This window comes from Streptomyces sp. CA-181903 (assembly GCF_050937075.1).
GTDB lineage: Bacteria > Actinomycetota > Actinomycetes > Streptomycetales > Streptomycetaceae > Streptomyces.
In genome coordinates this window covers 149195-172621 of the sequence record NZ_JBNJLY010000001.1, presented here as the reverse complement: position 1 = coordinate 172621, position 23427 = coordinate 149195, and the positions used below count along the sequence as shown (strand labels likewise).

The window sequence follows — 23427 nt, the reverse complement described above, 5'->3', positions numbered from 1 at the left end:
GCCTCGCGGCGCGGCCGCGCCGCCGGGGCGGAGTCAGCGCTTGCCGGCCAGGACCTCCGCGGCGGCCACCCCCGACGCCGTACTCGCGCCGTGGGTGAAGATCTGCACCGCGCCCGGCGCCGCGGCCCCCGGCAGCCCCATCTCGACGACGATCGCGTCGGGCCGCGCCGTGGTGAGGTCCGCGAGAGCGCGGCTCATCCACGCGTGGCGCGGGGCGTCCCGCGTGACGACGACCAGCGGGCGGCCCACCGCCGCCCCCAGCGCGCGCGTCTCCAACGCGGCCTCGGGCGCGCCCAGATCCCGCGGGCACAGCCGGACCGAGGTGGTCCCGGGCAGCCGCTCGCTCAGCGGACCGGCGACGCCCCACGGGGTCTCCTTGCCGATGGCCAGGTTCGTGGCGGGGACCAGCTCCACCACGTGGGGCGGCGCGGACAGCGGCAGTACGGCGTCCACGGCTCCGGTGAGCCGGAGGGCGCGGCGGGCCGCGACGAACCCGATGTCGCCGTCGGCCGCACCGGCGGAGGCGGCCCGGCGCAGCCCCGCCGACCAGTCCGCGAACGACCGCACCCGGCCGGCCGCCTCCGCGAGCCGTTCCTCGGCGAGGTCGCCGCGGACCACGGCGTCCACGAGGGCGTCCGTCAGGAGGCGGGCGGTGGACTCCTCGGCGCTCTCGCCGCCCACGCAGACGGCGTCGACGCCGGCGGCCACCGCCTTCACCGCGGCCCCGCCGATCCCGTGGGGACCGGAGACCGCGCCCATTTCGATGGCGTCGCTCACGATCAGACCGTCGAACCCGAGCTCCCCGCGGAGCAGGTCGATTAGGATCCGCCGGCTCAGCGTGGCGGGCAGGCCGGGGTCGTACGCGGGTACCAGCAGGTGGCCGCTCATGACGGCGCGGACGCCCGCGTCCACGGCGGCCCGGAACGGGGGCAGCGCCTGCGCGGCGATCTCCTCCCGGCCGGCGCCGTAGACCGGCAGGTCGTGGTGGGAGTCGACGGCGACGTCGCCGTGCCCGGGGAAGTGCTTGGCGCAGGCCGCCACACCGGACGACTGGAGCCCGCGGATCCACGCGGCGGTGTGCCGGGAGACCACCGCCGGGTCGGAGCCGAACGACCGGACGCCGATGATCGGGTTGTCCGGGTTGGAGTTGACGTCCGCGCTGGGCGCGTAGTCGAGGCTCACCCCGGCGGCGCGCAACTGGCGGCCCAGGTCGGCGGCGACGGCCTCGGTCAGCCCGGTGTCGTCGACCGTGCCGAGGGCGAGGTTGCCCGGCCGCGTGGAGCCCGTACCGGACTCGATCCGGGTGACGTCCCCGGCCTCCTCGTCGATCGCGACGACCAGGTCGGGGTTCTCCGCCCGCAGCCGCTCGGTGAGCCGGGCGACCTGCTCGACGGAGACGATGTTGCGCGAGAAGAGGACGACGGAGGCCAGCCCGTCACCGATGTCCCGCAGCACCCAGTCCGGCGCCTCGGTGCCCACGAAACCCGGCTGCAGGACGGAGAGGGCGAGTCGCCGCAACGCGTTGCTGTGCTGACTGGAGGACATCGGCCGGTGCCTTTCGGTGGGGAAGCGGCCAGCGAAGGCGTCGGCGGAGCGGCGGCGACACTCTCGATGGCTTTGGTATAGACCAACAAGGGTGCGCTTAGGTTAACCGCATGTGTCAAGAGGGTGGGCGGCATCACTTCGACGGACAACGTCCGTATTTGTGGGGATCGTTCGCGGCCTGACGGGGCCTCACGCGCGCCCGCGCAGAGCGGGCGAATGGATCATGAACGTGTGAAACGATCTCAATTCGGATGTTGACATTCTGAGTTGGTCTAGTCCACCTTGATCGGGTGCACATACAGCGTGGGGCGCGTGAGGCGCGCGGCCCGGAACAACCGACACGGACTCACCGGCCCCCGGGCGGCGCCCGGGACCACGGCCCGAGACGGGCGCCGTTCCCGGAGGCGTGACGAGCCGCGACCCGGCTCCGGCCCCGGCAGGCGGCCCCCCTTACGGACGGCCCCACCACCTCTCGTTCCGGACCCACCGGCCGGACCGCGACCCACCCCTGCGCGAAGGCGGCCCCGGCATGCGCCGGCGCCCCTCGCGTCCACCGTGCACCGTTGGCGTTCCCAGATCCGGGGGGCGACAGAAAGGATCCGGAGTACCACATGTCGACCGCTGACCCTTACCTCCACCGAGCCGTCACCGACATCCCCTACTTCAGCGCGGACGGCGAGACCTACCTCGCCCGCACCCAACTGAGGGACCTTCAGAAGAAGCGGCCCCTCAGAGTGCTGTCCGAGGAGGACTTCGCCTTCTGGCAGACCTACGGCTACGTCGTCGTCCGCGAGGCGATCCCCGCGGCGGCCGCCCGGCGTCTGCTCGACTTCGCCTGGGACTTCCAGGGCATGGACCCCGACCGGCCGGACACCTGGTACCAGGACCGCGAGTGGCGCTCCGACCTGGACCGGGAACTGCATGTCTACGGCTTCGTCGAGGCGTACCACCACCAGCTCATCTGGGACAGCCGGCAGACCCGGCGCGTCTACGACGCCTTCGCCGACGTGTGGGACTGCGAAGAGCTGTGGGTGACCCTGGACCGGCTCAACCTCAACCCGCCCAACGTCCGCAACCGCTCCCGCTCCCTCATCGAACGCCGCGAGCGCGGCTTCGACATCGAACTGCACTGGGACGTCGACACCTCCCAGGGCATCCTCCCGCAGCGCGTCCAGGGCATCATCGCCCTCGACGACACCCGGCCCGACGTCGGCGGCTTCCAGTGCTGCCCCGAACTCTTCCGCCGGTTCGACCGCTGGAAGGCCCTCCAGCCCGACGACCGGGACCCCATCCGGCCCCGGATCGACCGCGACGACATGCCCGTCGTCCGCCCCGAACTGCGCGCCGGCGACCTGCTCATCTGGAACGGCCTGCTGGCCCACGGAGTGGCGCCCAACACCTCGGAGGACGGGGTGCGCGCCGTCCAATACCTGTCCATGATGCCCGCTCTGGAGAACCACCGGGCGCTGCGCGCCTCCCGCATCGCCTCCTGGCGCGACCTGAGCACGCCGGACTGGAACGCCACCCTCCTCGGCGACGCCGTCCGGCACGAGTCCCTGCGCTACGGACGGGCCGAACTGAACGACCTGGGCGCCAAGTTGCTGGGCCTGCGGACGTGGCACGGCGGACCCGCCGAGGAACCCACCGACGTCACCGACGCCGGCACGACGACCGCCGAGGCCGCCACGACCGCCGAGAACGGCCGGGCCACCGAGGAAGAGATATGCGCGGAATCTGTCTGACCCTGCCCACCAACAGGCCCTGCGCCGAGGCGATCGCCGCCGTCGGCCGCGAAGCCGCCTACGCCGTCGAGCACTTCGACGTCGAGGTGCACCTGCTCGTCCTCGACTCCAGTACGCCCGCCGACGCCGCCGTGCACGCCGAGGCCGTCCGCCGGCTGCCCGCGCACTCCCGCGTCACGGCGCACCACCTCGACGAGGCCGCGCAGCGGGACTTCCTCCGGCGGGTGATCACGGACGCCGGAGGGCCCAAGCCCGAGTTGCTGCTCGACCTGATGCTGCCCGACCGCCTCTCCTACGGCGCCTGCACCAACCGAGCGTTCCTCGTCGCCGCCGCGCTCGGCTGCGAATCCGTCCACCGCAGGGACTCCGACAGCCGGTACCAGACCCTCGACGGCGAACCGGTGTACCCCATCCACCACGAGCTGACGTCGCTGGGCCGGCGCGCCGCGGACGCCGGCCCCGACGTCACCGCGACGGCCCTCGCCCCGGAGCACCTCGACCGCCGGGTCGCCATGGTCGGCGCCTCGTTCATCGGCGAACTCTCCGTCGACATCGGCGAGATCGAGGCCCTCGACCCCGCCGTCTACCACGACGTGGTCAGCCTCTGGGCACCCGAGGACTGGACCGACGAACAGAAGCGCGACCTCGTCGCCGAGTCCTTCCGTGGCGCCGGAATGGAACCCTTCCGCGGCGACCGCTCCCTGCTCACCCTCGTCGACCCGATGCGCGTGGACATGTGCAACATCGCCTTCCACGACGTCCACGAACGCGTACCGCTGCCGCCCGCCACCGACACCATCGGCAGCGACTACTTCCTCATCCACCTCGTCCACGACGCCGGACTCCCCGGCGTCCTGCACAACCGCCACATCGTCAACTACTACACCGGCGAGCGCCGCACCGACACCGGTTTCACGGCCTACCAGCTGCGCTACGCCAAGTTCCTGCTGTCCATGCTCTACTTCAACGCCGTCTACGCCCGGATGGCCGAGACCGGCGACGCGCTGCTCGACGGCCGCGGACGGGTCCGGGCCTCCGTCGTCGCCGCGCTCGCCCGGGAGAGCGCCGGCCTCGACCGGGCCGGGAACGTCCGGCGGCTCGACGCCCTCGACGCCGCCTACCGCCGGCTCGGCGGCCGGTACGCCGCCTTCGCCGACCTGCTGGCCGGCCGCCGCGAACGCCTCCTCGACGAAGCCCGGCGCGACATCGAGGACTTCGCCCTGCTCACCGAAGCCTGGGAGGCCCTGATCCGCGCCGCCCGCACCACCCCCGTCGTCCGCACCCCGTCGGGACGGCCCGGATGAGCACCGCGACGGCTCTGTGCGACAGCCCCGCCGCCACCCCGCTCTTCGCGGCACTCGCCGCCGCCGACGAGGACCGGATCGTCTTCGACCTCGACGGCATCCGCGCCCGTTACGACGAACTCCGCCGCCAACTGCCGGGCGTGGACGTGCGGTTCGCCATGAAGGCGTGCCCGGTCGACGAGGTGCTCGCGATGCTGGCCCGCGCGGGCGCCGGAGTCGACGCCGCGAGCCCGCTGGAGATGGAACAGGCGCTGCGCGCGGGCGTGCCGGCCGGCCGGATGCACTACGGCAACACCGTCAAGTCCGACCGGGACATCGCCCACGCCCACCGGCTCGGCATCCGCGACTACGCGACCGACAGCCTGGAGGACGTGGCGGCCATCGCCCGCCACGCCCCCGGCGCCCGCGTCTTCTGCCGCGTGGCGACCAGCGGGGAAGGGGCGCTGTGGGGCCTCACCCACAAGTTCGGCTGCCCGCCCGGCCAGGCCGTCCGCGTCCTGGAACGCGCCCGCGACCTCGGCCTGACCCCGTCCGGCCTCTCCGTGCACGTCGGCTCCCAGCAGATGACGGCCGAGGCGTGGCGCGACGCGCTGACGGCCCTCGGCGAGGTGCTGGCCGCCCTGCGCGGGCGCGGGATCACCCTCGACCACGTCAACCTCGGCGGCGGCCTGCCCGCCCTCGGCTACCTCGACCGGCGGGGCATGCCCCTCGACCCGCCGCTCGACGCCATCTTCGCGGCCGTCCGCGAGGGCACGGCGGCGCTGCGCCGGATCCACGGCGCGCCGCTGGACTTCGTCGTGGAACCCGGACGGCACCTCGTCGCCGACCACGGCGCCGTCCGGGCCCACGTCGTCCGCCTCGCCGAACGCCCCCGCCCGGACGGGAGCCCGCAGCACTGGCTGTACCTGAGCGTCGGCAAGTTCAACGGCCTGTACGAGATGGACGCGCTCCAGTACCGGCTGGTGTTCCCCGGGCACCGAGGCGCCGCCTATGTCCGCGCTGTCCTCGCCGGGCCCACCTGCGACAGCGACGACGCCCACACCCCCGGGCACGCGCCCGTCGAGGTGCCGGGCGGCCTCGCCTCGGGCGACCCGGTGTGGGTGCTGTCGTGCGGCGCCTACGCCACCAGCTACATGACCCAGGGCTTCAACGGGATCGCCCCGCTGCCGTACACCTGCGTCGGCGCCGCGGACGACGGAGCGGAGTGGGGCCGGTGAACGGCGGCATCCGCGTCCGCGGCATCGCCGAACGCGACTGGGACGCCGTCGTGGCACTGGAAGCCGGCGCCTACACCGCGCTCGGCCTCTCCGAGGGACGCGCCGCGCTGCGGTCCCGCGCGGACGCCTCCCCGGGCACCTGCTTCGTCCTCGACGTCGACGCCCGGCCGGCCGGCTACCTCCTGGCCCTGCCCTACCCGGCCTTCCGCTGCCCGGACCTGACCCGGCCGGAAGCACCGGGGGAGCCGCCGGACCCGGCCGCCAACCTGCACCTCCACGACATCGTCGTCGCCCCCCACCTGCGCCGCAGGGGACTGGGCCGGCACCTGCTGCTCCACCTCACGCGCACCGCCCGGGCGCGGGGGGACGAACGGATCTCGCTCGTCGCCGTCGGCGGCAGCGAGGCGTTCTGGTCGGCCCGCGGATTCGCCGCGCACCCGGACGTGACCCTGCCCGACGGCTACGGCCCGGACGCCGTCTACATGTCCCGGCCGGTGCCCGGCGACGACCCCGAGGAACTCCGACCGGGCGGGACGGTGCCGCACGGCCCGCCCGTGCACCACGAAGCGAGCTGATGTACGTGTTCCGACTCCACGACCCCTTCCAGCGCGCCCAGTTGGCGATCGTCGCGCTGTTCTGCTCCCTGGGCTTCCAGTACGCCACCTGGGCCGCGCGGATCCCGGCCCTCAAGACGGACCTCGGCCTGTCCACGGCCGAGGTCGGCGTCCTGCTGATGGCCGCGGGCATCGGCGCGGCGGTGTCGTTCCCCCTGGTGGCGCTGCTGATGAAGCGCCTGGGCTCCCGCCGGCTCGCCCTGCTCTCGCAACTCGCCCTGGCCCTGCTGCTCCCGGCCCTGGCCGCGGCCCCCAACTACCCGGTGGCGCTGCTGGTCCTGGGCGTGGACGGCGTCTGCGTGGGCTGCCTGAACGTCGCGATGAACGCCCAGGGCGCCGCCCTCGAAGCCCGCTACGAGCGCACCGCCATGGCCAGGCTGCACGCCACGTTCAGCGGCGGCTCGTTGCTCGCCGCGCTCCTCGCCTCCGGCATGACCGCGGCGACCTCGTCGGTCGCGGCCCACTTCGGCGTGGCCGCCGCCCTCCTCGTCCTGCTGAACGCGTCCGCGCGGGGCGGACTCCTCACGGACGAGCAGCCCCGGGCACAGGAGACCGAGGAGGCGAAGCGAACCGGCGGACGGTGGGCCCTGCCGTCCCGCATCACCCTCTGGATGTGCTGCGCCATGGCCTTCGGCACCGTCACCGAAGGCGCCATGAACGACTGGTCCACCCTCTACATGAAGGACGTCGCCGATGCCTCCGCCGGGCTCGCGCCCCTGGGCATCGCCGTCGTCTCCGGGATGATGGTCGTGGCCCGCCTCTTCGCCGACGGCTGGCGCGACCGCTGGGGCGACGGCCGCGTCGTCCTCCTCGGCAGCGCCCTGGCCGCCGCCGGACTCGCCTTCGCGCTGCTGAGCGGCGGCGTGGCGGCGGCCCTCGCCGGATTCGCCTGCGTCGGCCTGGGCATCGCGGCCGTCACCCCCTGCGTCTACGCGGCGGCGGCCCGGCAGGGCTCCGACTCCCTCACCCTGGTCGCCGCGATGGGCACCACGGGCCTGCTCGCGGGGCCGCCCCTCATCGGCTTCATCGCCAACGCGAGTGGGTTGGCCTGGGGCTTTGCCGCGGTGGCGGTGGCGGCGGGGGTGGTGTCGCTGTGCAGTACGCGGATCCGGTGGACGCCGGTGAGCGGCTGAGGTCCCGGTCCCCAGCCCCACCCCTTCGCCGTTTCCTGGGGCTGCGCCCCAGACCCCCTTGTCCTCAATCGCCGGACGGGCTGACAAGTCAGCCCGTCCGGCGATTGAGGACAACCGCGCGGAGCGCGGTTTCGACAGCCGCCGCCTACGGCGCCATCTCGTACGCCCCGGACAGCGCCTCCACCCGCTCCCAGACCCGCGCCGAGCGCCCCTCGTCGATGACCGGACGGCGTACCGCGCCCAGCGCCCAGAGCTGCTGCGCCTCGGTCGCCGAATCCTTGCCATGCAACTCGACCGCGTGCGCGGAGAAGTCACGGACGAGCACCGCGCACAGCTCGTCGAGCACGTCCTCGTCCAGCTCCGTCAGGCGCGCCTGCTCCAGGATCAGCTGGCCGTGCACGACGAGGGCGAACAACTGGCCCACGGACAGCAGGAGATCGAGGTCGCGGCTCTGCTCCTCGTCGGGCGCGGCGGTGGTGACGAACGCGCACAGGGCGTCCGCCTGCTCGCGGAGGCGGGCGACGTTGGGCAGGTGTGCGTACGCGTCGAAGGCCGTCCGCCAGTCGTGGAAGCGGATCGAGCCGAGGCCGCGGGCCGGGCCCTGGCGGAAGAGGAACGCGTCGTCGGCCGCGTCGAGCCGGGTGGGCACGGGCTCGTAACCCGCGGGCTCCAGCAGGTGGTTGCGGAGGAACTTGAGGATCAGCGCCAGATTGACATGCACCGTGCCCTCCAGCTTCGGCAGGCTGCGGATCTCGACGGCGGCCTGCGCGAAGTAGTTGTCCTTCTCGAAGCCCTTGGCCGCGATGACGTCCCACATCAGGTCGACGACCTTCTCGCCCTCCGTGGTCACCTTCATCTTCGTCATGGGGTTGAAGAGGAGGTAACGGCGGTCGTCGGGGCCGGCCGAGCGGAAGTAGTCGACCGCGCGGTCGCTGAACAGCTTCATCCCGACCAGGCGGACGTAGGCGTCGGTCAGCTCGCGGCGCACGTGCGGGAAGGCGGTCACCGGGCGGCCGTACAGGATGCGGTTGTGCGCGTGGGTGACGGCCTCGTACATCGCGTGCTCGCAGATGCCGATCGAGGCGGTGCACAGGTTGAACTTTCCGACGTTCACCGTGTTCAGCGCGGCGTCGAAGGCGGCGCGGCCGGTGTGCAGCACGTCCTCGGCACGGACCGGGTAGTCCTCCAGCCGGAACTCGCTGACGAACTTCGAGGAGTCGACGACGTTCTTCACCAGATGGTACGCGGGGTGGCGGCTGTCCGCGGCGAAGAAGACGTAGCCGTCGGGGCCCTCGACGTCGGTGCGGCGGCCGAAGACGGAGACGAGCCCGGCCGCGTTGCCGTTGCCGATGTAGTACTTCGAGCCGGTGGCCCGGAAGCCCCCCTCGCCGTCGGGCTCCAGCAGCATGTCGGTGGAGTAGATGTCGGCGCCGTGCGTCTTCTCGGACAGCCCGAACGCGAACACCTCGCCGTCCGCCAGGAGTTCGGCGGCGCGGGCGCGGGCGGCGGCGTTGTCGCTCTGCCACACCGGGCCGAGGCCGAGGATGGTGACCTGCCAGGCGTACCAGTAGTCGAGCCCGTAGAAGCCGAGGATCTCGTTGAGCGCGGCGATCCGGGCGGTGTCCCAGCGCTTGTCCCCGCCCGCCTCACCGGCGGCCGCGGCCGGGGTGAGGAACGTCGCGAACAGCCCCTCCTTCGCGGCGAACGCGAGGAAGTCCGCGAGCCAGGCGCGCGAACGGTAGTCCTCGATCAGCTTCCGCTTGCCGCGCTCCTCGAACCAGTCGACGGTGGCGCGCAGCAGCCGGCGGGTCTCGGGGTCGAAGTGCGCCGGGTCATAGGTGCGCGGGTTGAACAGCAGCGGGTCGGCCTTGGCCATGGGGGTACGCCTTTCCGGCTCGGAGGATGGGAGGAATGGGGGCATGGGGGGCATGGGGGGCGGCGTGTCCGGGCTTGGGGGCCGGCCTGCGGCCGACTGGCGCCGGACGCCGTCGCTCACCGGGGCGCGGAGCCGACGCGGTGCGGGGAGCCGACGCGGTCCGGGGCGGCGAGACGGTCCGGGGCGGTGAGGCGGTGCAGGGTGGCGAGGACGTCGTCCAGCCAGGCGAGCGTCATCCGCTCGTAGGCGATCCCGCCGCGCAGGACGGCGTGCTGGAGCTCCTGCCCGGTGTCGAGCGCCGGAGGCGCCTCGGGGCCGGTGAAGTCGCGCCGCTCGCCCGCGAGGTAGTGGGCGAGCCGCTCGGCGTGGACCCGGCGGTGCCGTTCGACCTCGTCGACCAGCTCGGCCGGATCCCCGAAGGCCGCGCCCCTGATCTTCACCGCCAGGTCGTGCCGGAGGCCCTCCGGCTCGACCGGCTCCCGCAGCCACCCGGCGAGCGCCACACGGCCCGGGGCCGCCACCGAGTACTCCTTCTTGTCCGGCCGCCCCTGCTGGGCCACCTCCCGGACGTCGATCCAGCCGTCGCCCACCATCCGCTTCAGCACCCGGTAGATCTGCTGGTGGGTGGCGGTCCAGAAGTACCCGATGGACCGCTCGAACCGCCGGGCCAGCTCGTAGCCGGAGCCCGGCTTCTCCAGCAGGGAAACGAGGATCGCGTGCTCGAGCGCCATGCCCTGGATCATCTATGCAACTCGTTTCATAGGAAAGAGCCCCCGCCCGAGTGAGACCGGGCTCACCCCGCGACCCGGGGTACCACGGGTCGCGGAACCAGCCAAAGCAGGCCAATCACGCTCCGGGCGTTCGGCAGCAGAAACGGTTACGGACCTCGTTCCGGCCATGGTCAGAGGCATATTCCCGCGCGCCGGGCGTGCTGCCGGGCCACCGGAGTGGCCCGGTGCGCCGTGGGGCCGCCCCCGGTGGCGGACGGGCCGGTTCCCGCACCGGTGGCGGGATGGCGCCGGTGTGGGCGCTCCGGGGGCGCCCGTACGGTCGCGTCGTCGCGCACGTCCGCGACCCGTCCGCACGCGCTCCCCTCGCCACGGAGGTACCGGGATGTCGTTATTCCCCTACAAGCAGTCCTTCGCCGGCTCCGCCACCCCGCCCGGCTGGAAGTTGCACGGCTCCGCGCGGATGACCGGCCAGGGCTGGCTCAGTCTCACGCCGGCGCAGACGTTCAAGGCGGGGACCGCCCTGCTGGACGTCGCCTTCCCCAGCAGTGACGGCATCTCGGTGCAGTTCGACCTCGCCGCGTACGGCGGCGCCGATCCGGCCGACGGGATGTCGTTCTTCCTCATCGACGGCGCGCACGAGACCGGCGTGGGCGGCCCCGGCGGAGCCCTCGGCTACGCCTGCTACCACAAGGGGAAGCCGGACCGCCGGCCCGGCGTCTCCCACGGCTACGTCGGCATCGGCGTCGACCAGCACGGCTCGTTCTCCCACCCGGGTGAGGCCGGCGACACCGGGCCCGGGACACGGCCGAACAACGCCGTGCTGCGCGGCTCGGGCGACGGGTACGACGGCTACCGCTACCTGGTCGGCGCGGCCCTGCCGCCGCTGAGCCTCGGCCGGGAGAACCCCACCCGCATCCTGCTCTCGGTCATCGACCGCAAGGTGACCGTCTCCGTCCGCAAGGACAACAACTGGCAGCGCCTGATCGACGGTTACGACCTGCGGAACGCGCCGGGGCAGGCCGCGCTCCCGGCCACGCTGAAGCTCGGCCTGTCGGCCTCCACGGGCGCGCTCACCAACAACTACGAGGTCCGCGACCTCGAAGTGACGCTCCCCGCCGAGTTCCCGCTGGCGATGACCGGTCCGCAGACGGTGGAGGCCGGCTCGCCGATCGGGTACGGGATCACGGTCGAGAACAAGGGCCCCAACGCCGTCCCGGACGCGAAGGTCACCGGCAAGCTCCCGACCGAGGTGACCGGCGCCGCCTTCGGGCCGCTCGAACTCGGCGGCGGCGCCACGGCGGGCACCGGCACCATCACGGACGGGACGTTCACCCAGCCGCTGGACCTCCCGGTGGGCGGCACCGCCGTCATCCCGCTGAACGGCACCGTCGCCACCGGCGGCAGCGGCAGCATCACCTGCGACGCGACCGTCACCTCGGAGACGCGCGCCAACATCGCGACGCGGTATTCCGACTCCGTCACCACGACGGTCACGGCACCGCCGTCCGCCGAAGTCCCCCTGGGCATGCGGGGGCCGGCCACGGCCGACGCGGGCAAGCGGATCTCCTACACGATGACGGTCGAGAACAAGGGCCCGGACGCCGTACCGGCCGCCAGGCTCACCGGCACCCTCACCCCGCACCTCACCGGACCGGTCTTCGAGACGCCCCAGCTCTCCGGAGGTGCCACGGCCGGCCAAGGCACCATCTCCGGCGGCGACTTCGTCCAGCCCCTGAACCTGCCCCGGGGTGGCGCTGCCGTCATCCGCGTCACCGGCACGGTCGAGCGCTCCTTCACCGGTGACATCACCAGCACCTCGAAGATTGAGACGCCCGACGTCGTCAACACCTCACCGGACAAGACCGGAAGCGTGACGACCAAGGTGAGCCCGCCGAAGATCGACGTCACCGTCAAGACGAAGAACGGGTTCGAGCAGAGCTGGCCTCCCGAGGCGACGGGTTACGTCTGGTCGTACACCTTCACCCTCGCCGCCAGCGAGAACCGCGTCCAGCAGTGGCGGCTCTCCTTCGACGGCCTGCCGGCCGGGAGCCGGTTCAACCCGGCGGTCACCGACCACTGGTACACGGTGGTGAAGGACGGCGGCGAGGACGGACACATCGTCATCGAGTCTCCGGCGACCGGCCACAGCATCGAGCCCGGGACACCGCTGGACGTCCACGTGCAGGTGCTGCACCGCTCCCTCGCCGAGTCCAACGAGGGCCTGATCTACAACCTTCAGGGCATCGCCCTGCGGGAGAGCGGCCACTGAGTCGACCGAGAACATCGCGGCCACGGCGGGCCCGGCTCCGATGGGGCCGGGCTCGCTGCCGTCCTACGGGACAGGCCGCTACGGGCCGGACACGTCCCGGTGACGAGAAAAGGGATTCAGTCGGCGGCCGGGGTGCGGGAGGCGAGCACCAGGGCCCAGGAGACGCAGGCGAAGGAAGCGGTGGAGGCCAGGGCGCGGACCAGGTTCCACCGGACCCAGACGGATTCGAAGGCGCCGCGGACGGTGGCGAGGTCGGTGCCGCGCTCCGGGGAACCGGCTGCCGCCAGCTCGTTGTTGAGCGGTACGTTGACCGTGCCCGTGATCACCAGCACGGCGAGCTGGAAGGCGGCGGCCGCCCCGATCCACAGCAGCACCGTGCGGCCGCCACCGCGCCACTCCAGCACGGCGGCGCACACGATCAGCGCCAGCGAGCCCAGGAAGGAGAGCATGAACCAGCCGTTGAGAATGGCCACGTTGATCCGTCGCATCGCGTCGACGAACGTCCGGTCGTCGGCGCGGGCCAGTCCCGGCATCACGGAGCAGGCATAGGAGTAGAACAGCCCGGCGCCGAGCCCGGTGGTCACCACCGCCCCGAACAGGACCGCCATGCGTACAACCGACATTCCCCTGACCCCGTTCGCAGTGCCACGCCGCAAGTCAACCCGCCGGGCCCGCCCACGGCCATGGCCGGGGATCTCGGCCGCATACGCGAGCGTCCCGCGGACCCCGCGCCGGCCGGCGGTGACCCGCTGGGCGCGCTGCTGGCCGGCACCCGGGCCCAGGGCGCGTTCCTGCTGCGCTCGGTGTTCGACCCGCCATGGGCGATCCGGGTCCGGGACGAGGCGCCGCTGACCGTCCTGACCATGTTCCGCGGCGAGGGCTGGATCGCGCACGACCGGCGGCCACCCGTGCGGCTGCGCCCCGGCGACCTGGCGGTCGTACGCGGCCCCGAGCCGTACACGGTCGCCGACCACCCCTCGACCGCACCCCGGGCGATCATCCATCCGGGACAGGTGGCGACCGACCCGGCCGGAGCCGAATTGTGCGCGGAGCTCCACCGCGGTGTACGGACCTGGGGCGAGCGCACCGACGCGGCGCACGTCCTCGTCAGCGGCACCTACCAGCTCCCCGGCGAGGTCGGCCGCCGCCTGCTGCACACCCTGCCGAACGTGCTGCACCTGACCGCCGACGCCTGGCACTCGCCCCTGCTGCCCCTGCTGGAGGCGGAACTGGGCCGCGACGAACCGGGGCAGGCCGCCGTCCTGGACCGGCTGCTGGACCTCGTCCTGATCGGCGCGCTGCGCGCCTGGTTCACGCGGGAGGGCACCGCGGCCCCGGCCTGGTACCGCGCCCACGGCGACCCGGTGGCGGGCCCGGCCCTCGGACTGCTGCACGCCGATCCCGCCCGGCCGTGGACGGTCGCCGCGCTCGCCGCCGAGGTCGGCGTCTCCCGGGCGGTCCTCGCCCGCCGCTTCACCGAACTGGTGGGCGAGCCGCCGATGGCCTACCTCACCGGCTGGCGCCTCTCCCTCGCCGCCGACCTCCTCGCCTCCTCCGACGCCACCCTGGCGTCCGTCGCCCGGCAGGTCGGCTACGGCAGCGCCTTCGCGCTCAGCGCCGCCTTCAAACGGGTCCGCGGCCTCAGCCCTGCCCGGCACCGCGACGCCTTCCGGGACCCGGGGCCGGGCCACGGGCCACGCCGGTGAGCGGGCCGGGTCCGGCTCTCGGGACGCGGGCGCGCGGCGGCGCAAGGAGCTCAGCGTCGTCACGGGGAACGCAACGCCGCCGCGGGGAAGCGAGCCGCCGGCGGCGGGAGTTCGCCCCCGGGCCGTGGCGCGCTCCCTCGCCTGACGACGCGCCGCCCCGCTCCAGCGTCGACCCGGCGAAGGGCACCTCGCTCATCGAGGAAGGGCTGCGGCACGTCGCCCTGGGAGCGGGCTCGATGCTGTTCGTCGACAACTACCAGGCCGTGCACGGCCGCAGACCGTTCGCCGCCGCCTACGGCGGCCGCGACCGCCGGCTCAAGCGCGTCAACATCACCCGCGACATGTGCCGCTCCCGGTCCGCGCGGGGGTCGGCCAGCTCGCTGCTCGGGTGACGGACGGCCGGCGTGGGATGCTCGTCAATCCGCCTCAACTCAAGGGTTGTAGCGGTAGTTGTGGGGGCACTGGGGGCATCGGCGGCTCCGTTCTCATCCGACCTCGGCCAGGAACGGGACGATCGCGTCGATGAAGTGCTCGTTCCGGTCGCCGGCCACCATGTGTCCCGCGCCGGCGACATCGACGCGTCGCGCCCGGGGGACCGCGTCGCAGAACTGCTGGGCGATGTCCTCGCGCACCACGTCGCTGAGCCCGCCGCGGACGAGCAGGATCGGTACGTCGGCGTGGCGCGCGGCGGCGAGGAGGCGGTCGGCCATGCCGGGCGGGTCCATCCGTCCCGCGAAGCTCTCCGGCATCCGGGGGTCCCAGTGCCAGACCCAGCGGTCGCCGTGGCGCCGCAGGTTCTTCCGCATCCCCTCGGCGTCGTCCGGGCGCGGGCGGTGCGGCAGATGGGCGGAGACCGCCGCGGCCGCTTCCGCGAGGCCGGCGAAGCCGTCGGGCCGGCCGCGCATGAACGCGACGATCCGGCGGACCCCGCGGGGGTCGGGACGGTGGGCGACGTCGACGAGCACCAGAGCGCGTACGGCCGCCCGGGGCGCCTCCCCGGCGGCGAGCAGCGAACCCAGGCCGCCGAGCGAGGCCCCCACCAGCACCGGCCGGTCGCCGAGTGCGGCGACGAGCGCCCGGACGTCCTCGGCGAACAGGCCGAGGTCGTAGTCACCGTCGGGTGACCATCCGCTGGCGCCGTGCCCGCGCAGGTCCGGCGCGACGACCCGCCACCCCAGCGCGGCCAGTCGAGGGCCGGCCCGGCGCCAGGCGTGCCGCGTCTGGCCGCCGCCGTGGAACAGGAGGAGGGGCGGCGCGGACGCCGCGCCCCACACGTCCGCGGCGAGCCGGATCCCGCCGCCGCCCACGAAACTCCGGGGATGGGGAAGGGGGTGGGGGCGGGCGCCGGGCGTCATGCCGCGCCCTGGGCGATGAGCGGCGCCAGGAACCGGTCGCGGTGAGGGGCCGCGGCCGCCGCGGCGAGCGCGACGTCCAGCGCGAACACGGCACGGTCGTGAAATCGGTCGTCGTCGATCAGACCGGCGACCCACTGGTGCAGCGCACCCACGCACGAGGTGGCGACGGCGGCGGCCAGCGCGTCCGTGTCGATATCGGCGCGCAGGAGGCCCCGGGCCCGCGCGTCCGCCATCGCGCGGCGGAGCTGGGTGAGCGGGCTGCGGCGGAACACCAGGCCGCTCGCCTCCCACTCGCGCACCATGCGGCGCGAGACGACCGGATCGTCCACGAACAGCCGGACGGTCGCCCCCACGACGTGCCGCGGGTCGACGGCTCCTTCGGCTGCCCTCTCGGTAGCTCCGTCGGCGGCTCCCCGCGCCGACGCCGCCAGGCGCCGCTCCAGCCGGTCCATGAAGCCGGCGGCGAGCGCCTCCCAGATCTTGTCGCGCGGTCCGATCAGGTTGTAGACGGTGGCCGGGGCGACCCCCGCCCGCCGGGCGATCCGTTCGGCGCTGAGCACCGACTCCGGGCTCTCCCGCAGGAGTTCGCGCGTGGCGTCGAGGATCCGGGCCCGCCGCTGCGCCTTCCGCCGCTCCCGCAGCCCTCCTTCGGCCGACTGCATACGCCCCACGCCCTCCCCGGAAACTTGGAGACCTCTCCAAGTTTCCGAGCGGTGTCCGGGCGTGGTCAAGAGCCGAGCGGCAGATTCCGGCAGGCCCCGCCCGCGGCCTCGTCCTCCCGGCCGGCTCCCGCCCGCGACCTCGTCCCTCCCGGCCGCCCCCCCCGAAAGCGCCGATGTGCCCGGGCGAGAACCCGGGACATCGGCGCGACGCCCCCTCACCGCCTGGACAGGCCGCGCCCGGCGGCGCTTTTCAACTTCTCATGTGCTGAGCAGCCGGTTGAAGAAGGAACGGTAGCGCCGCAGTGCTCCGCGCAGTTCCTCCGTGTCGATCCGGTCGCCCTGGTCCCATTGGGCCTCGAGTCCTTTCTTGTGCTCGGCGAAAGTGGAGGCCAAGGTCTGCATGACGTCCGCGACCAGGGCGTCGGCCGCGTGCACCGCCTCGCGGGGGTCATCCACGAACCTGGTCTGGATGTCCTGCCAGCGGTCACGGAAGCCGCGCTCCTCGTCGTCCGTCAGCAGTTGCGGAGTCTCGTCGTCCGAGGTGCCGGCGGCGCCGGACGTCGCGGCTCCGCCCCGGTCCTCGGCAGTGGTCGCGTCGGTGGCCGGTTCGTCGTCGGCCGGGCCGACCTCCTCCGGCACCGCGCCTTCACCCGGGTAGAGGGGAGCCTCCGAGGGCGGGGCCTCCCTCTCCGTCCCGGTGCCGGCCGGCTGGGCGAGGTCGTCGGTGGACAGGCCGGTCGTGCGGTCCGGTTCCTCGTTGATGTGCATGGTGTTCCTCCATGCGGCCTTGATCGGTGTCAGGAGCGGGAGGGCTGCGCCCGGCCGCCGCCGTCGGAGAGGAGTTCCTCGAACAGGGTGCGGTAGTGGACCATGGCGCCCCGCAGTTGCTCGGTCGTGGCCCGGCTGTGCGTGGAGAGGGCTTCGACCTCGTGTGCGGCCCTGTAGTGCTCCAGCGTGGCACCGTGCTGAACCGACAGGTCCTTCGTCTGTTGTTCGAATCCTTCGGTCGGGTATCCGCGCTCGCGCATGAGGGACGTCACCAGCCGGTCGGCGTCGTGCACCGCGTCCTCCGGCCGGTCGACGAATTCCTCCTGAACGCCGCTCCACTCCCGGGCGTACCGGTCCCGGGAGGCCGGGGGCAGCGGTTTGATCTCCAGTGCGTCGTGCCGCCGTTCACGAGCCCTGAGCTCGCGCTCGGCGTCGAGCCGGCTGTCGGCGCCCTCGACCGTCCGGTCGTACTCCGGGCCGAAGCGGGCACGGAGGCGGCGGCGCCGCGTCAGCGTCGAGGCCGCCACGGCGGCCAGAGCGGCCACCACGACGACAGGAATGATGATCGCCAGAAGCGTTCCCGTAGACATGGGCACACGCTCCTCACGGAGTAGTGACGTGCGCTCTTGAAATGCGCTATGAAGGAAGTTTATCCCTTTTGCCCTGCCTGGAGGGCGGGGATCCGGATCGCGTGGACCGTGACGAGCGGCACGGTGGTGAGGGCCGCCCCGGTCGCCGTGCGCCGCTCCGTCACTCGCCCGCGGCGCTCCGCCGTGCGGCCGTGGCGCGGCGGGAGCGCAGGAGCTCGGCCAGGAGCGGCAGGAGGGAGAGCACGACGATCAGGGCGACGGCGGGGAGGAGGTAGTGGTCGATGTTCGGGACGGAGGACCCCAGTGCGTAACCGGCCAGGGTCAGCCCCACCGTCCACAGCAGCCCGCCGGCCGCCTGCCAGAGCGTGAACGAACGCGTCGGCACGCCCAAGGCGCCGGCCATGGGGTTGAGTACCGTGCGGACCACGGGGACGAAGCGGGCCAGCACGATCGCCTTGGCGAACCCGTACCGGCCGAGCAGTTCCTCCGCCCGCCGGGCGCCCTCGTGCAGCCGGGCCGAGCGGCTCCGGGCGAGCAGGGCGCCGCCGCCCTTCCTGCCGATCAGATAGCCGCACTGCGAACCCGCCAGCGTCCCCGCGGCGGCCGCGATCAGCAGCGGTGCCAGTGACAGGTGCACGCCGGTGGCCGAGGAGCCCGTGCACAGCAGGCCGGCGGTGAACAGCAGCGAGTCGCCGGGCAGGAAGAACCCGATCAGCAGGCCCGTCTCGGCGAACAGCACGATGCCGACCCCGAGCACACCGAACGCGCCGAGGAGCGACCGGGCGTCGAGGACGTTGACGGCGAATGGGGACGCCGTCGTGAACAAGGGTGCGAACATCCTCGCGGAACCCTTCCATAATGGGGGGCCGGGCGGCGCACACGGCACCCCGAATGACTACAAGCATATAGACGGTCTACTGGCCTGTAGACGATGGCAGGGTGAGGAACGTTCCCATGACGAACATGAAGGACGAGCGCAGGCCGGCGGGCGAGCTGGAAGCCGGCGTCCTGGCCGTCCTGTGGGCGGCGGGCACCCCGTTGACCCCGGCGGAGGTGCAGACGGCCCTCCCGCACGACCCGGCCCGCACCACGGTCACCACCACCCTCACCCGCCTCCACGACAAGGGCATAGCCGGACGCCGACGGCAGGGCCGCGGCTTCGCGTACTTCCCCGTCCAGGACGCCCCGGGCCTCACGGCCCTGCGCATGCACAGCGAACTCGAACGGGACGCCGACCGCGAGACCGTCCTGGCCCGCTTCGTCGCCCGGCTCAGCCCCGACGACGAACAGCTCCTGAGGGACCTCCTGGAAGCGGACGGCCGATGACGACCCTCCTCCTGCTTCCCCTCCTGCTCCCCTTCCTGACGCCGGCGCCCGCGGAGCGCACCGCGCGGCGGCTGGCCCCCGCCTCCGCGGTGTGGGTGCTGACCCTCGCGGCGCTGGCGCTGGCCGGCGGCTCGGTGATCGCCCTGGGCGCCCTGGCCCTGACGGGCCTGCTGAAACTGCCGCTCTTCGCGTCGCTCGGAGAGCTCGTCCACCCCCTGCGCACCCCCTGGGACGCCGTCGCCGTGCCGTCGGCCGCGGCCGCGGCCGGTCTGATCGCCGTCGGGGCCTGGGCGCTGGCCCGCCACACCGTGCGCCAGGTGCGGATGCTGCGCGCCGCTCGGGCCGAGGCCGGCCGCCGCCCCGCGGCCGGGGATCTGTGCGTCGTGGACTCGCCGCACGCGGACGCCTACGCGCTGCCCGGCAGGCCCGGCCGTGTGGTGGTCACCACGGCGATGATCCGCAGCCTCGACGCGGCCGAGCGCGAGGTCCTCTTCGCCCACGAACGCGCCCACAACGCCTACCGCCACCGCTACTTCCTGGCCGCGGCGGAACTGGCCGCGCACTGCCACCCGGCCCTGCGCGCCGTCCGTGACGCCATCCGGTACGCGGCCGAGCGCGCCGCCGACGAAGCCGCTGCCGCCACCGTCGGCGACCGGCGGCTGACCGCCCGCGCCATCGCCCGAGCGGCCCTCGCCTCGGGCACCCGCCGGCCCGAGCGGCCGGCCGTGGCGCCGGCGGTGACGACCGGGCCCGTCCCGCGCCGCGTCGCCGCCCTCCTCGCCGCACCGGCGCCAGGACGCCGCCGGGCCGCACCCTGGGTCGCCCTCCTCCTGGCCGCCTGCGCCGCCGCCTCCCTCTGCGCGTCGACGGCCGGCATGGCCGGCTTCCACCACAAGGTCGAGGTCGCCCAGGGGGAAGCCGCCCGCTGATCCCCGTCGCCGGACGCGGCCGCACGGAACCGCACGTCCACCGCTATCGTCTACCGGCGTGTAGTCACCCGATCGGTGACCGCACCCTTCCCGCGTACCCCGCGACCACGCGGGACCGCACCCTCCGCACGATGGGAAACCGCAGACGATGACGACCGCTTCCGGCGCGCCCGGCCTCGACGGAGCCGCGATAGACGGCGGCCTGTACACCGACGTCACCGACTTCGCGCACCGGACGCACTGGCTCAACGGCGCGGTGTCGCTCTACACGACGTACGGCGTCGCCCTGTTCGGCCTGTTCCTGCTGGCCGGCTGGTGGCTGGCCCGCCGCCGAGACGCACGCACGATGGCCGCCGCCCTGGTCACCCCGGTCGCCGTCGTCATCGCCTACCTCGTCGACGACGGGGTCAAGTCCCTCTTCCAGGAGGCCCGTCCCTGCCGGGCCCTGCCGCACGACTTCCTCATCGAGGCATGCCCGGCGGCGAACGACTACGCCTTCCCCAGCAACCACACCACCGTCGCGTTCGCCGTGGCGGCCGGACTCCTGCTGATCGACCGGCGCCTGGCGGCACTCGCCTGGCCGGCGGCGATCCTGATGGCCGCGTCACGGGTCTACGTCGGCGCTCACTACCCCCACGACGTCCTCGCGGGAGCGCTCGTCGGCGTCGTCCTCGGAGTCGCCACCGTGGCGGTCGCGCGCCGCCCGGTCGCCCAGACCGTCTCCAGGCTGCGCGGCGGCCGGGCACGCTCGCTCCTCCAAGCCGCCTGATCCCGTCCGGACCGCCTCGAAGCACCGCCGTCGCGGGGCGCCGGACGGAGCCCCGCACGCGAGTGGCCGGTGGTGGGGAGGGGCCGGCCGCTCCTGCCCCGGGAAGCGCCGGGCGGGGGTGTCTGGGCAGGCCGCCGGTCAAGGTCGTAACCTGCGGTTATGACGCATGCCCAGATTCCGACGCCGCGCGACGCCTTCGAGACGCTGCTGGCGGGCAACCAGCGGTTCGTGACGGGGACGCCCCAGCATCCGAACCAGGACGCCGCCCGCCGCACCGAGGTCGCTCCGGCCCAAAGCCCCTTCGCCGTGCTCTTCGGCTGCTCGGACTCGCGCCTGGCGGCCGAGATCATCTTCGACCGCGGACTGGGCGACCTGTTCGTCGTCCGCACCGCCGGGCACGTCATGGGCCCCGAGGTGCTGGGCAGCATCGAGTACGGGGTGAGCGTGCTCGGCGCGCCCCTGGTCGTGGTGCTCGGCCACGACGCGTGCGGCGCGGTCGCGGCCACCCGCTCCGCCGTCGAGGACGGCACGACGGCCGGCGGCTACGTGCGCGACGTGATCGAGCGGGTGACCCCCAGCGTGCTGGCCGTGCGCGCGGCCGGGGGCACGGAGGACCAGGACTTCATCGCCGAGCACATACGGCACACCGTGGACCTGCTGCTGGACCGCTCCCGCGTCCTCTCGGAGGCGGTGGACGCCGGACGGGCAGCGGTCGTGGGCCTGTCCTACCGGCTGGCCGACGGCACCGCCCGGCTGGTGACCGCCCGCGGTCTCGACGACGTGGCGGCCGGCGTGGCCGCCTGACCGGCCGGGATGCCCGCTCCCGCTGAGGGGGCCGGTCGGCGTCGATCGCGCCGGCGCGCACCAGGGCGGGGGCGCCGCCGCTGACGCCCGCGATCCACGATCCACGATCGGGGACGGCGCGGCGGTCGGCGCCGGGCCCCCGTCCGGGTGGCCGGCCACCGTCGGCGAAAAAGGGGAACGACTCCTTCGCGTGACTCAGCCCTGACGCCCGGACGCCGACGGTGGCGCCGTCCGCGCGGCGGCGGGAAGGACCGAGGCGGGGAGGGCCGCGTCCGGGCGGGGCCGACGCGGGGTGCCCGCCGCTCCGGCGACGATCTTCTGCAGCAGGCTGTAGGAGAGGATCGGCAGCAGCACTTCGGGGCGGTGGGAGAACCAGCAGGCGGCCAGCACGGCGGCGGCGCTGCTGTTGTTCATGCCGGTGGCGAAGGTGAGGGAGATGCCGTCCGGCCGGTCGCAGCGCGTCCAGCACGACAGCCACCGGCCGCAGTAGAAGGCCAGGCAGCACACCGCGCCGGACAGGACGAGGGCGAGCACCAGCAGATCGGGGTCCGGGTGGGCGAGTGCCTGCCCCAGGGCGCCGGCGGCGTTGATGTAGCACAGCAGCAGGATGTTCACGAGGTTGACCGCCTTGACTGCGGGCAGGACGCGGCGGACCCGCTCCTCGCCGAGCAGCATCCGCACGAGGACGCCCAGCAGGCACGGCAGCACCACCGACACGAGGGTGAACACCCCGGCCCCGGTACGGGCGATGACGTCGACCTTGGTGGTGTCGTCCAGGGCGCCGGCACCGCCGGGACCCACCAGCCCGCCGGCCACGTGCATCCCGAGCGGCACGGTGAGCGGGCTGAGCAGGGTCGAACCGATGACCATCGCGACGACCAAGGGGACGTTCCCGCCCGCGTTCTGGCCCCAGGAGGCGGCACCGCCCGCGATCGGCATCGCCAGCACCAGCATGAGCCCGACCACCAGCCCCTCCGCCTCGGCCTGATCGGGCCAGACGCGCAAGGCGAGGGCGACCAGCGGGAGCACGAGCAGGGGCAGCAAAGCGTTGACGGCGACACCGAAGACCAGCCGCACCGGCCGCCGTACCACCACCCGCAACTCGGCGAGACGGACCCCCAGGCCCGCGTTGAACAGCATGACCGCCAACAAGACCATGGGGACGGTGAGTTCCCCCGACCCCACGGGAGCGGGAAGCGCCGCCGCGCGGAGCGCCTCGCCGGGGGCCGGGAGCACACCGGCCAGTACATAGCAGGCCAGCATCAGGCCGAGCAGCCACCGCTGCGCGGCCTTCACGGCCTTCACGACAGTCGTCACGCAGGAGAGTCTATTGGTGACGCGGCGCCATGCCCGCCGGGTGCGGGAGAGAGTTGACGCCGGTCCGGTCCCGCCCTGACGGGGCGTCAAGCCAACGTTGGTCCCGCCCTCGGACACCCCACTCGGGGGAGGGGGACGGGTCCCGTGCGCGCTCGGCGCGCCGCGCGTGACGGCCCGGGGCCGGGGGCGTCAGGCCGTGCGACGGCTGCCGTACGGCCCGTACAGGTCGAGCAGCCTGCTCCTGGCCGACCGCAGACGGTGGCCCATGACGCCGACGACGTAGGAGAGGAGGGCGTGGTCGAGTTCCGGATCGGTCCGGCAGAGGTCCAGCACCCGCGACCCGTCGAACTCCCAGGCGCGCACGGGGCTCATGGTCTCGGCGCCCAGGTGCCAGCGGTGCGGCGGGCACAGCCAGGACCAGCCCAGCAGCCGGCCCGCGCCCAGGGTCTCCACGACCGCCGCCCGGCCCCCGGGCACATGGAGGTCGAGGCTGACGCTGCCGGTGCGGATGACCCAGAAGCGGTCGGCCCGGCCGTCCTCCTCGAAGATCCGGGTGCCCGCGGGGAACGACACCTCACGGCCCAGTGCCGTCAGCCGCTCCCGGGGCCCCTCGGGGATGGCGGCAAGCAAACCCGTACGCCTCATCGTGGTCCGTCCCTCCCTCGGGGGATGACGCGCCGCGGACCTGTCCTTCGCCGCCGCGGCCCGTCCGGCCGGTTCGTGCTCCAGCCTGCCGGTCCGCGGACCCGTCGGCCAGGGCCGGACGGTAC

Annotated in this window: 23 protein-coding genes; 12 read left to right on the top strand and 11 right to left on the bottom strand. The window is 73.7% G+C overall.

Translation table 11 applies throughout. The features are described 5' to 3' along the window. Positions 1 to 33: 33 nt before the first annotated feature. Positions 34 to 1545 carry a glycoside hydrolase family 3 protein gene (locus tag ACQEVS_RS00770; RefSeq protein WP_433013626.1) on the bottom strand — a complete coding sequence of 504 codons (1512 nt, stop codon included), beginning with the start codon at positions 1543 to 1545 and terminating at the stop codon, positions 34 to 36. Between the two features lie 611 nt (positions 1546 to 2156). On the opposite strand from ACQEVS_RS00770, the gene ACQEVS_RS00765 reads away from it, so the two are divergent. From ACQEVS_RS00765 to ACQEVS_RS00745, 5 genes are read left to right on the top strand one after another with little or no spacing between them, the layout of a single operon-like run. Continuing rightward, positions 2157 to 3287 (top strand): phytanoyl-CoA dioxygenase family protein, encoded by a 1131-nt coding sequence (locus tag ACQEVS_RS00765; protein WP_433013623.1) that lies wholly within the window; start codon positions 2157 to 2159, stop codon positions 3285 to 3287. Next, a complete protein-coding gene (locus tag ACQEVS_RS00760; RefSeq protein ID WP_433013620.1) occupies positions 3269 to 4591 on the top strand; it encodes a DUF6271 family protein in 1323 nt (440 codons plus the stop codon). The genes ACQEVS_RS00765 and ACQEVS_RS00760 overlap by 19 nt, the downstream gene beginning before the upstream one ends. Beyond that, positions 4588 to 5808, top strand: a complete 1221-nt coding sequence (locus ACQEVS_RS00755) for a type III PLP-dependent enzyme (RefSeq protein ID WP_433013617.1) — start codon at positions 4588 to 4590, stop codon at positions 5806 to 5808. Before ACQEVS_RS00760 ends, ACQEVS_RS00755 begins: the two co-directional genes overlap by 4 nt. Further along, a complete protein-coding gene (locus ACQEVS_RS00750) occupies positions 5796 to 6383 on the top strand; it encodes a GNAT family N-acetyltransferase (RefSeq protein WP_433013614.1) in 588 nt (195 codons plus the stop codon). Before ACQEVS_RS00755 ends, ACQEVS_RS00750 begins: the two co-directional genes overlap by 13 nt. After that, positions 6383 to 7555, top strand: a complete 1173-nt coding sequence (locus ACQEVS_RS00745; protein WP_433013611.1) for an MFS transporter — start codon at positions 6383 to 6385, stop codon at positions 7553 to 7555. Before ACQEVS_RS00750 ends, ACQEVS_RS00745 begins: the two co-directional genes overlap by 1 nt. Before the next feature lie 145 nt (positions 7556 to 7700). On the opposite strand, the gene ACQEVS_RS00740 is transcribed toward ACQEVS_RS00745, so the two are convergent. Beyond that, positions 7701 to 9431: an acyl-CoA dehydrogenase family protein gene (locus ACQEVS_RS00740; protein ID WP_433013608.1), complete on the bottom strand. Its 1731-nt coding sequence runs from the start codon at positions 9429 to 9431 to the stop codon at positions 7701 to 7703. A gap of 116 nt (positions 9432 to 9547) precedes the next feature. Then, complete coding sequence (locus ACQEVS_RS00735; RefSeq protein ID WP_433013605.1) at positions 9548 to 10162, bottom strand: PadR family transcriptional regulator; 615 nt, start codon at positions 10160 to 10162, stop codon at positions 9548 to 9550. Between the two features lie 382 nt (positions 10163 to 10544). On the opposite strand from ACQEVS_RS00735, the gene ACQEVS_RS00730 reads away from it, so the two are divergent. Beyond that, positions 10545 to 12431, top strand: coding sequence for a hypothetical protein (locus ACQEVS_RS00730; protein WP_433013602.1), 1887 nt, complete (start codon positions 10545 to 10547; stop codon positions 12429 to 12431). A 116-nt stretch (positions 12432 to 12547) separates the two neighbouring features. On the opposite strand, the gene ACQEVS_RS00725 is transcribed toward ACQEVS_RS00730, so the two are convergent. After that, a complete protein-coding gene (locus ACQEVS_RS00725) occupies positions 12548 to 13039 on the bottom strand; it encodes a DUF1772 domain-containing protein (protein ID WP_433013599.1) in 492 nt (163 codons plus the stop codon). Between the two features lie 75 nt (positions 13040 to 13114). On the opposite strand from ACQEVS_RS00725, the gene ACQEVS_RS00720 reads away from it, so the two are divergent. Further along, a complete protein-coding gene (locus tag ACQEVS_RS00720) occupies positions 13115 to 14137 on the top strand; it encodes an AraC family transcriptional regulator (protein WP_433013596.1) in 1023 nt (340 codons plus the stop codon). Between the two features lie 236 nt (positions 14138 to 14373). Further along, positions 14374 to 14529 (top strand): hypothetical protein, encoded by a 156-nt coding sequence (locus ACQEVS_RS00715; protein WP_433013593.1) that lies wholly within the window; start codon positions 14374 to 14376, stop codon positions 14527 to 14529. Positions 14530 to 14622: 93 nt separating this feature from the next. Here the strand turns inward: ACQEVS_RS00715 and ACQEVS_RS00710 are convergent, their stop codons facing one another. The 5 genes from ACQEVS_RS00710 to ACQEVS_RS00690 all read right to left on the bottom strand — a co-directional run bounded on the left by ACQEVS_RS00710 (position 14623) and on the right by ACQEVS_RS00690 (position 18350). Next, a complete protein-coding gene (locus ACQEVS_RS00710; protein WP_433013590.1) occupies positions 14623 to 15444 on the bottom strand; it encodes an alpha/beta fold hydrolase in 822 nt (273 codons plus the stop codon). A gap of 44 nt (positions 15445 to 15488) precedes the next feature. Next, positions 15489 to 16154, bottom strand: a complete 666-nt coding sequence (locus tag ACQEVS_RS00705) for a TetR/AcrR family transcriptional regulator (RefSeq protein ID WP_433013587.1) — start codon at positions 16152 to 16154, stop codon at positions 15489 to 15491. 258 nt (positions 16155 to 16412) lie between these two features. Beyond that, positions 16413 to 16922, bottom strand: a complete 510-nt coding sequence (locus ACQEVS_RS00700) for a hypothetical protein (RefSeq protein ID WP_433013584.1) — start codon at positions 16920 to 16922, stop codon at positions 16413 to 16415. Between the two features lie 29 nt (positions 16923 to 16951). Then, a complete protein-coding gene (locus ACQEVS_RS00695) occupies positions 16952 to 17512 on the bottom strand; it encodes a hypothetical protein (RefSeq protein ID WP_433013581.1) in 561 nt (186 codons plus the stop codon). 160 nt (positions 17513 to 17672) lie between these two features. Continuing rightward, entirely contained in the window at positions 17673 to 18350 is a 678-nt protein-coding gene (locus tag ACQEVS_RS00690; protein WP_433013578.1) for a DedA family protein, read from the bottom strand. 116 nt (positions 18351 to 18466) lie between these two features. On the opposite strand from ACQEVS_RS00690, the gene ACQEVS_RS00685 reads away from it, so the two are divergent. The 4 genes from ACQEVS_RS00685 (at position 18467) to ACQEVS_RS00670 (ending at position 21340) form a co-directional block, all read left to right on the top strand. Continuing rightward, the gene (locus ACQEVS_RS00685; protein WP_433013575.1) at positions 18467 to 18838 is read left to right on the top strand and encodes a BlaI/MecI/CopY family transcriptional regulator; all 372 of its coding nucleotides are present in this window, start codon (positions 18467 to 18469) and stop codon (positions 18836 to 18838) included. Further along, complete coding sequence (locus ACQEVS_RS00680) at positions 18835 to 19767, top strand: M48 family metalloprotease (RefSeq protein ID WP_433013572.1); 933 nt, start codon at positions 18835 to 18837, stop codon at positions 19765 to 19767. The genes ACQEVS_RS00685 and ACQEVS_RS00680 overlap by 4 nt, the downstream gene beginning before the upstream one ends. Positions 19768 to 19915: 148 nt before the next feature. Continuing rightward, positions 19916 to 20536 carry a phosphatase PAP2 family protein gene (locus ACQEVS_RS00675; protein WP_433013569.1) on the top strand — a complete coding sequence of 207 codons (621 nt, stop codon included), beginning with the start codon at positions 19916 to 19918 and terminating at the stop codon, positions 20534 to 20536. 159 nt (positions 20537 to 20695) lie between these two features. After that, positions 20696 to 21340 (top strand): carbonic anhydrase, encoded by a 645-nt coding sequence (locus ACQEVS_RS00670; protein WP_433013566.1) that lies wholly within the window; start codon positions 20696 to 20698, stop codon positions 21338 to 21340. A 195-nt stretch (positions 21341 to 21535) separates the two neighbouring features. Here the strand turns inward: ACQEVS_RS00670 and ACQEVS_RS00665 are convergent, their stop codons facing one another. Together ACQEVS_RS00665 and ACQEVS_RS00660 are read right to left on the bottom strand one after the other, a co-directional pair. After that, positions 21536 to 22657 carry a bile acid:sodium symporter family protein gene (locus tag ACQEVS_RS00665; protein WP_433013563.1) on the bottom strand — a complete coding sequence of 374 codons (1122 nt, stop codon included), beginning with the start codon at positions 22655 to 22657 and terminating at the stop codon, positions 21536 to 21538. A gap of 189 nt (positions 22658 to 22846) precedes the next feature. After that, positions 22847 to 23302, bottom strand: coding sequence for a Crp/Fnr family transcriptional regulator (locus ACQEVS_RS00660; RefSeq protein ID WP_433013560.1), 456 nt, complete (start codon positions 23300 to 23302; stop codon positions 22847 to 22849). Positions 23303 to 23427 lie beyond the last annotated feature (125 nt).

Coding starts and splice junctions, on each gene's coding strand:
- ACQEVS_RS00660 (WP_433013560.1), bottom strand. CDS start 23,302: ATGAGGCGTACGGGTTTGCTTGCCGCCATCCCCGAGGGGCCCCGGGAG.
- ACQEVS_RS00745 (WP_433013611.1), top strand. CDS start 6,383: ATGTACGTGTTCCGACTCCACGACCCCTTCCAGCGCGCCCAGTTGGCG.
- ACQEVS_RS00740 (WP_433013608.1), bottom strand. CDS start 9,431: ATGGCCAAGGCCGACCCGCTGCTGTTCAACCCGCGCACCTATGACCCG.
- ACQEVS_RS00715 (WP_433013593.1), top strand. CDS start 14,374: ATGCTGTTCGTCGACAACTACCAGGCCGTGCACGGCCGCAGACCGTTC.
- ACQEVS_RS00670 (WP_433013566.1), top strand. CDS start 20,696: ATGACGCATGCCCAGATTCCGACGCCGCGCGACGCCTTCGAGACGCTG.
- ACQEVS_RS00690 (WP_433013578.1), bottom strand. CDS start 18,350: ATGTTCGCACCCTTGTTCACGACGGCGTCCCCATTCGCCGTCAACGTC.
- ACQEVS_RS00765 (WP_433013623.1), top strand. CDS start 2,157: ATGTCGACCGCTGACCCTTACCTCCACCGAGCCGTCACCGACATCCCC.
- ACQEVS_RS00675 (WP_433013569.1), top strand. CDS start 19,916: ATGACGACCGCTTCCGGCGCGCCCGGCCTCGACGGAGCCGCGATAGAC.
- ACQEVS_RS00700 (WP_433013584.1), bottom strand. CDS start 16,922: ATGCACATCAACGAGGAACCGGACCGCACGACCGGCCTGTCCACCGAC.
- ACQEVS_RS00705 (WP_433013587.1), bottom strand. CDS start 16,154: ATGCAGTCGGCCGAAGGAGGGCTGCGGGAGCGGCGGAAGGCGCAGCGG.
- ACQEVS_RS00685 (WP_433013575.1), top strand. CDS start 18,467: ATGACGAACATGAAGGACGAGCGCAGGCCGGCGGGCGAGCTGGAAGCC.
- ACQEVS_RS00695 (WP_433013581.1), bottom strand. CDS start 17,512: ATGTCTACGGGAACGCTTCTGGCGATCATCATTCCTGTCGTCGTGGTG.
- ACQEVS_RS00725 (WP_433013599.1), bottom strand. CDS start 13,039: ATGGCGGTCCTGTTCGGGGCGGTGGTGACCACCGGGCTCGGCGCCGGG.
- ACQEVS_RS00760 (WP_433013620.1), top strand. CDS start 3,269: ATGCGCGGAATCTGTCTGACCCTGCCCACCAACAGGCCCTGCGCCGAG.
- ACQEVS_RS00770 (WP_433013626.1), bottom strand. CDS start 1,545: ATGTCCTCCAGTCAGCACAGCAACGCGTTGCGGCGACTCGCCCTCTCC.
- ACQEVS_RS00720 (WP_433013596.1), top strand. CDS start 13,115: ATGGCCGGGGATCTCGGCCGCATACGCGAGCGTCCCGCGGACCCCGCG.
- ACQEVS_RS00680 (WP_433013572.1), top strand. CDS start 18,835: ATGACGACCCTCCTCCTGCTTCCCCTCCTGCTCCCCTTCCTGACGCCG.
- ACQEVS_RS00730 (WP_433013602.1), top strand. CDS start 10,545: ATGTCGTTATTCCCCTACAAGCAGTCCTTCGCCGGCTCCGCCACCCCG.
- ACQEVS_RS00755 (WP_433013617.1), top strand. CDS start 4,588: ATGAGCACCGCGACGGCTCTGTGCGACAGCCCCGCCGCCACCCCGCTC.
- ACQEVS_RS00735 (WP_433013605.1), bottom strand. CDS start 10,162: ATGGCGCTCGAGCACGCGATCCTCGTTTCCCTGCTGGAGAAGCCGGGC.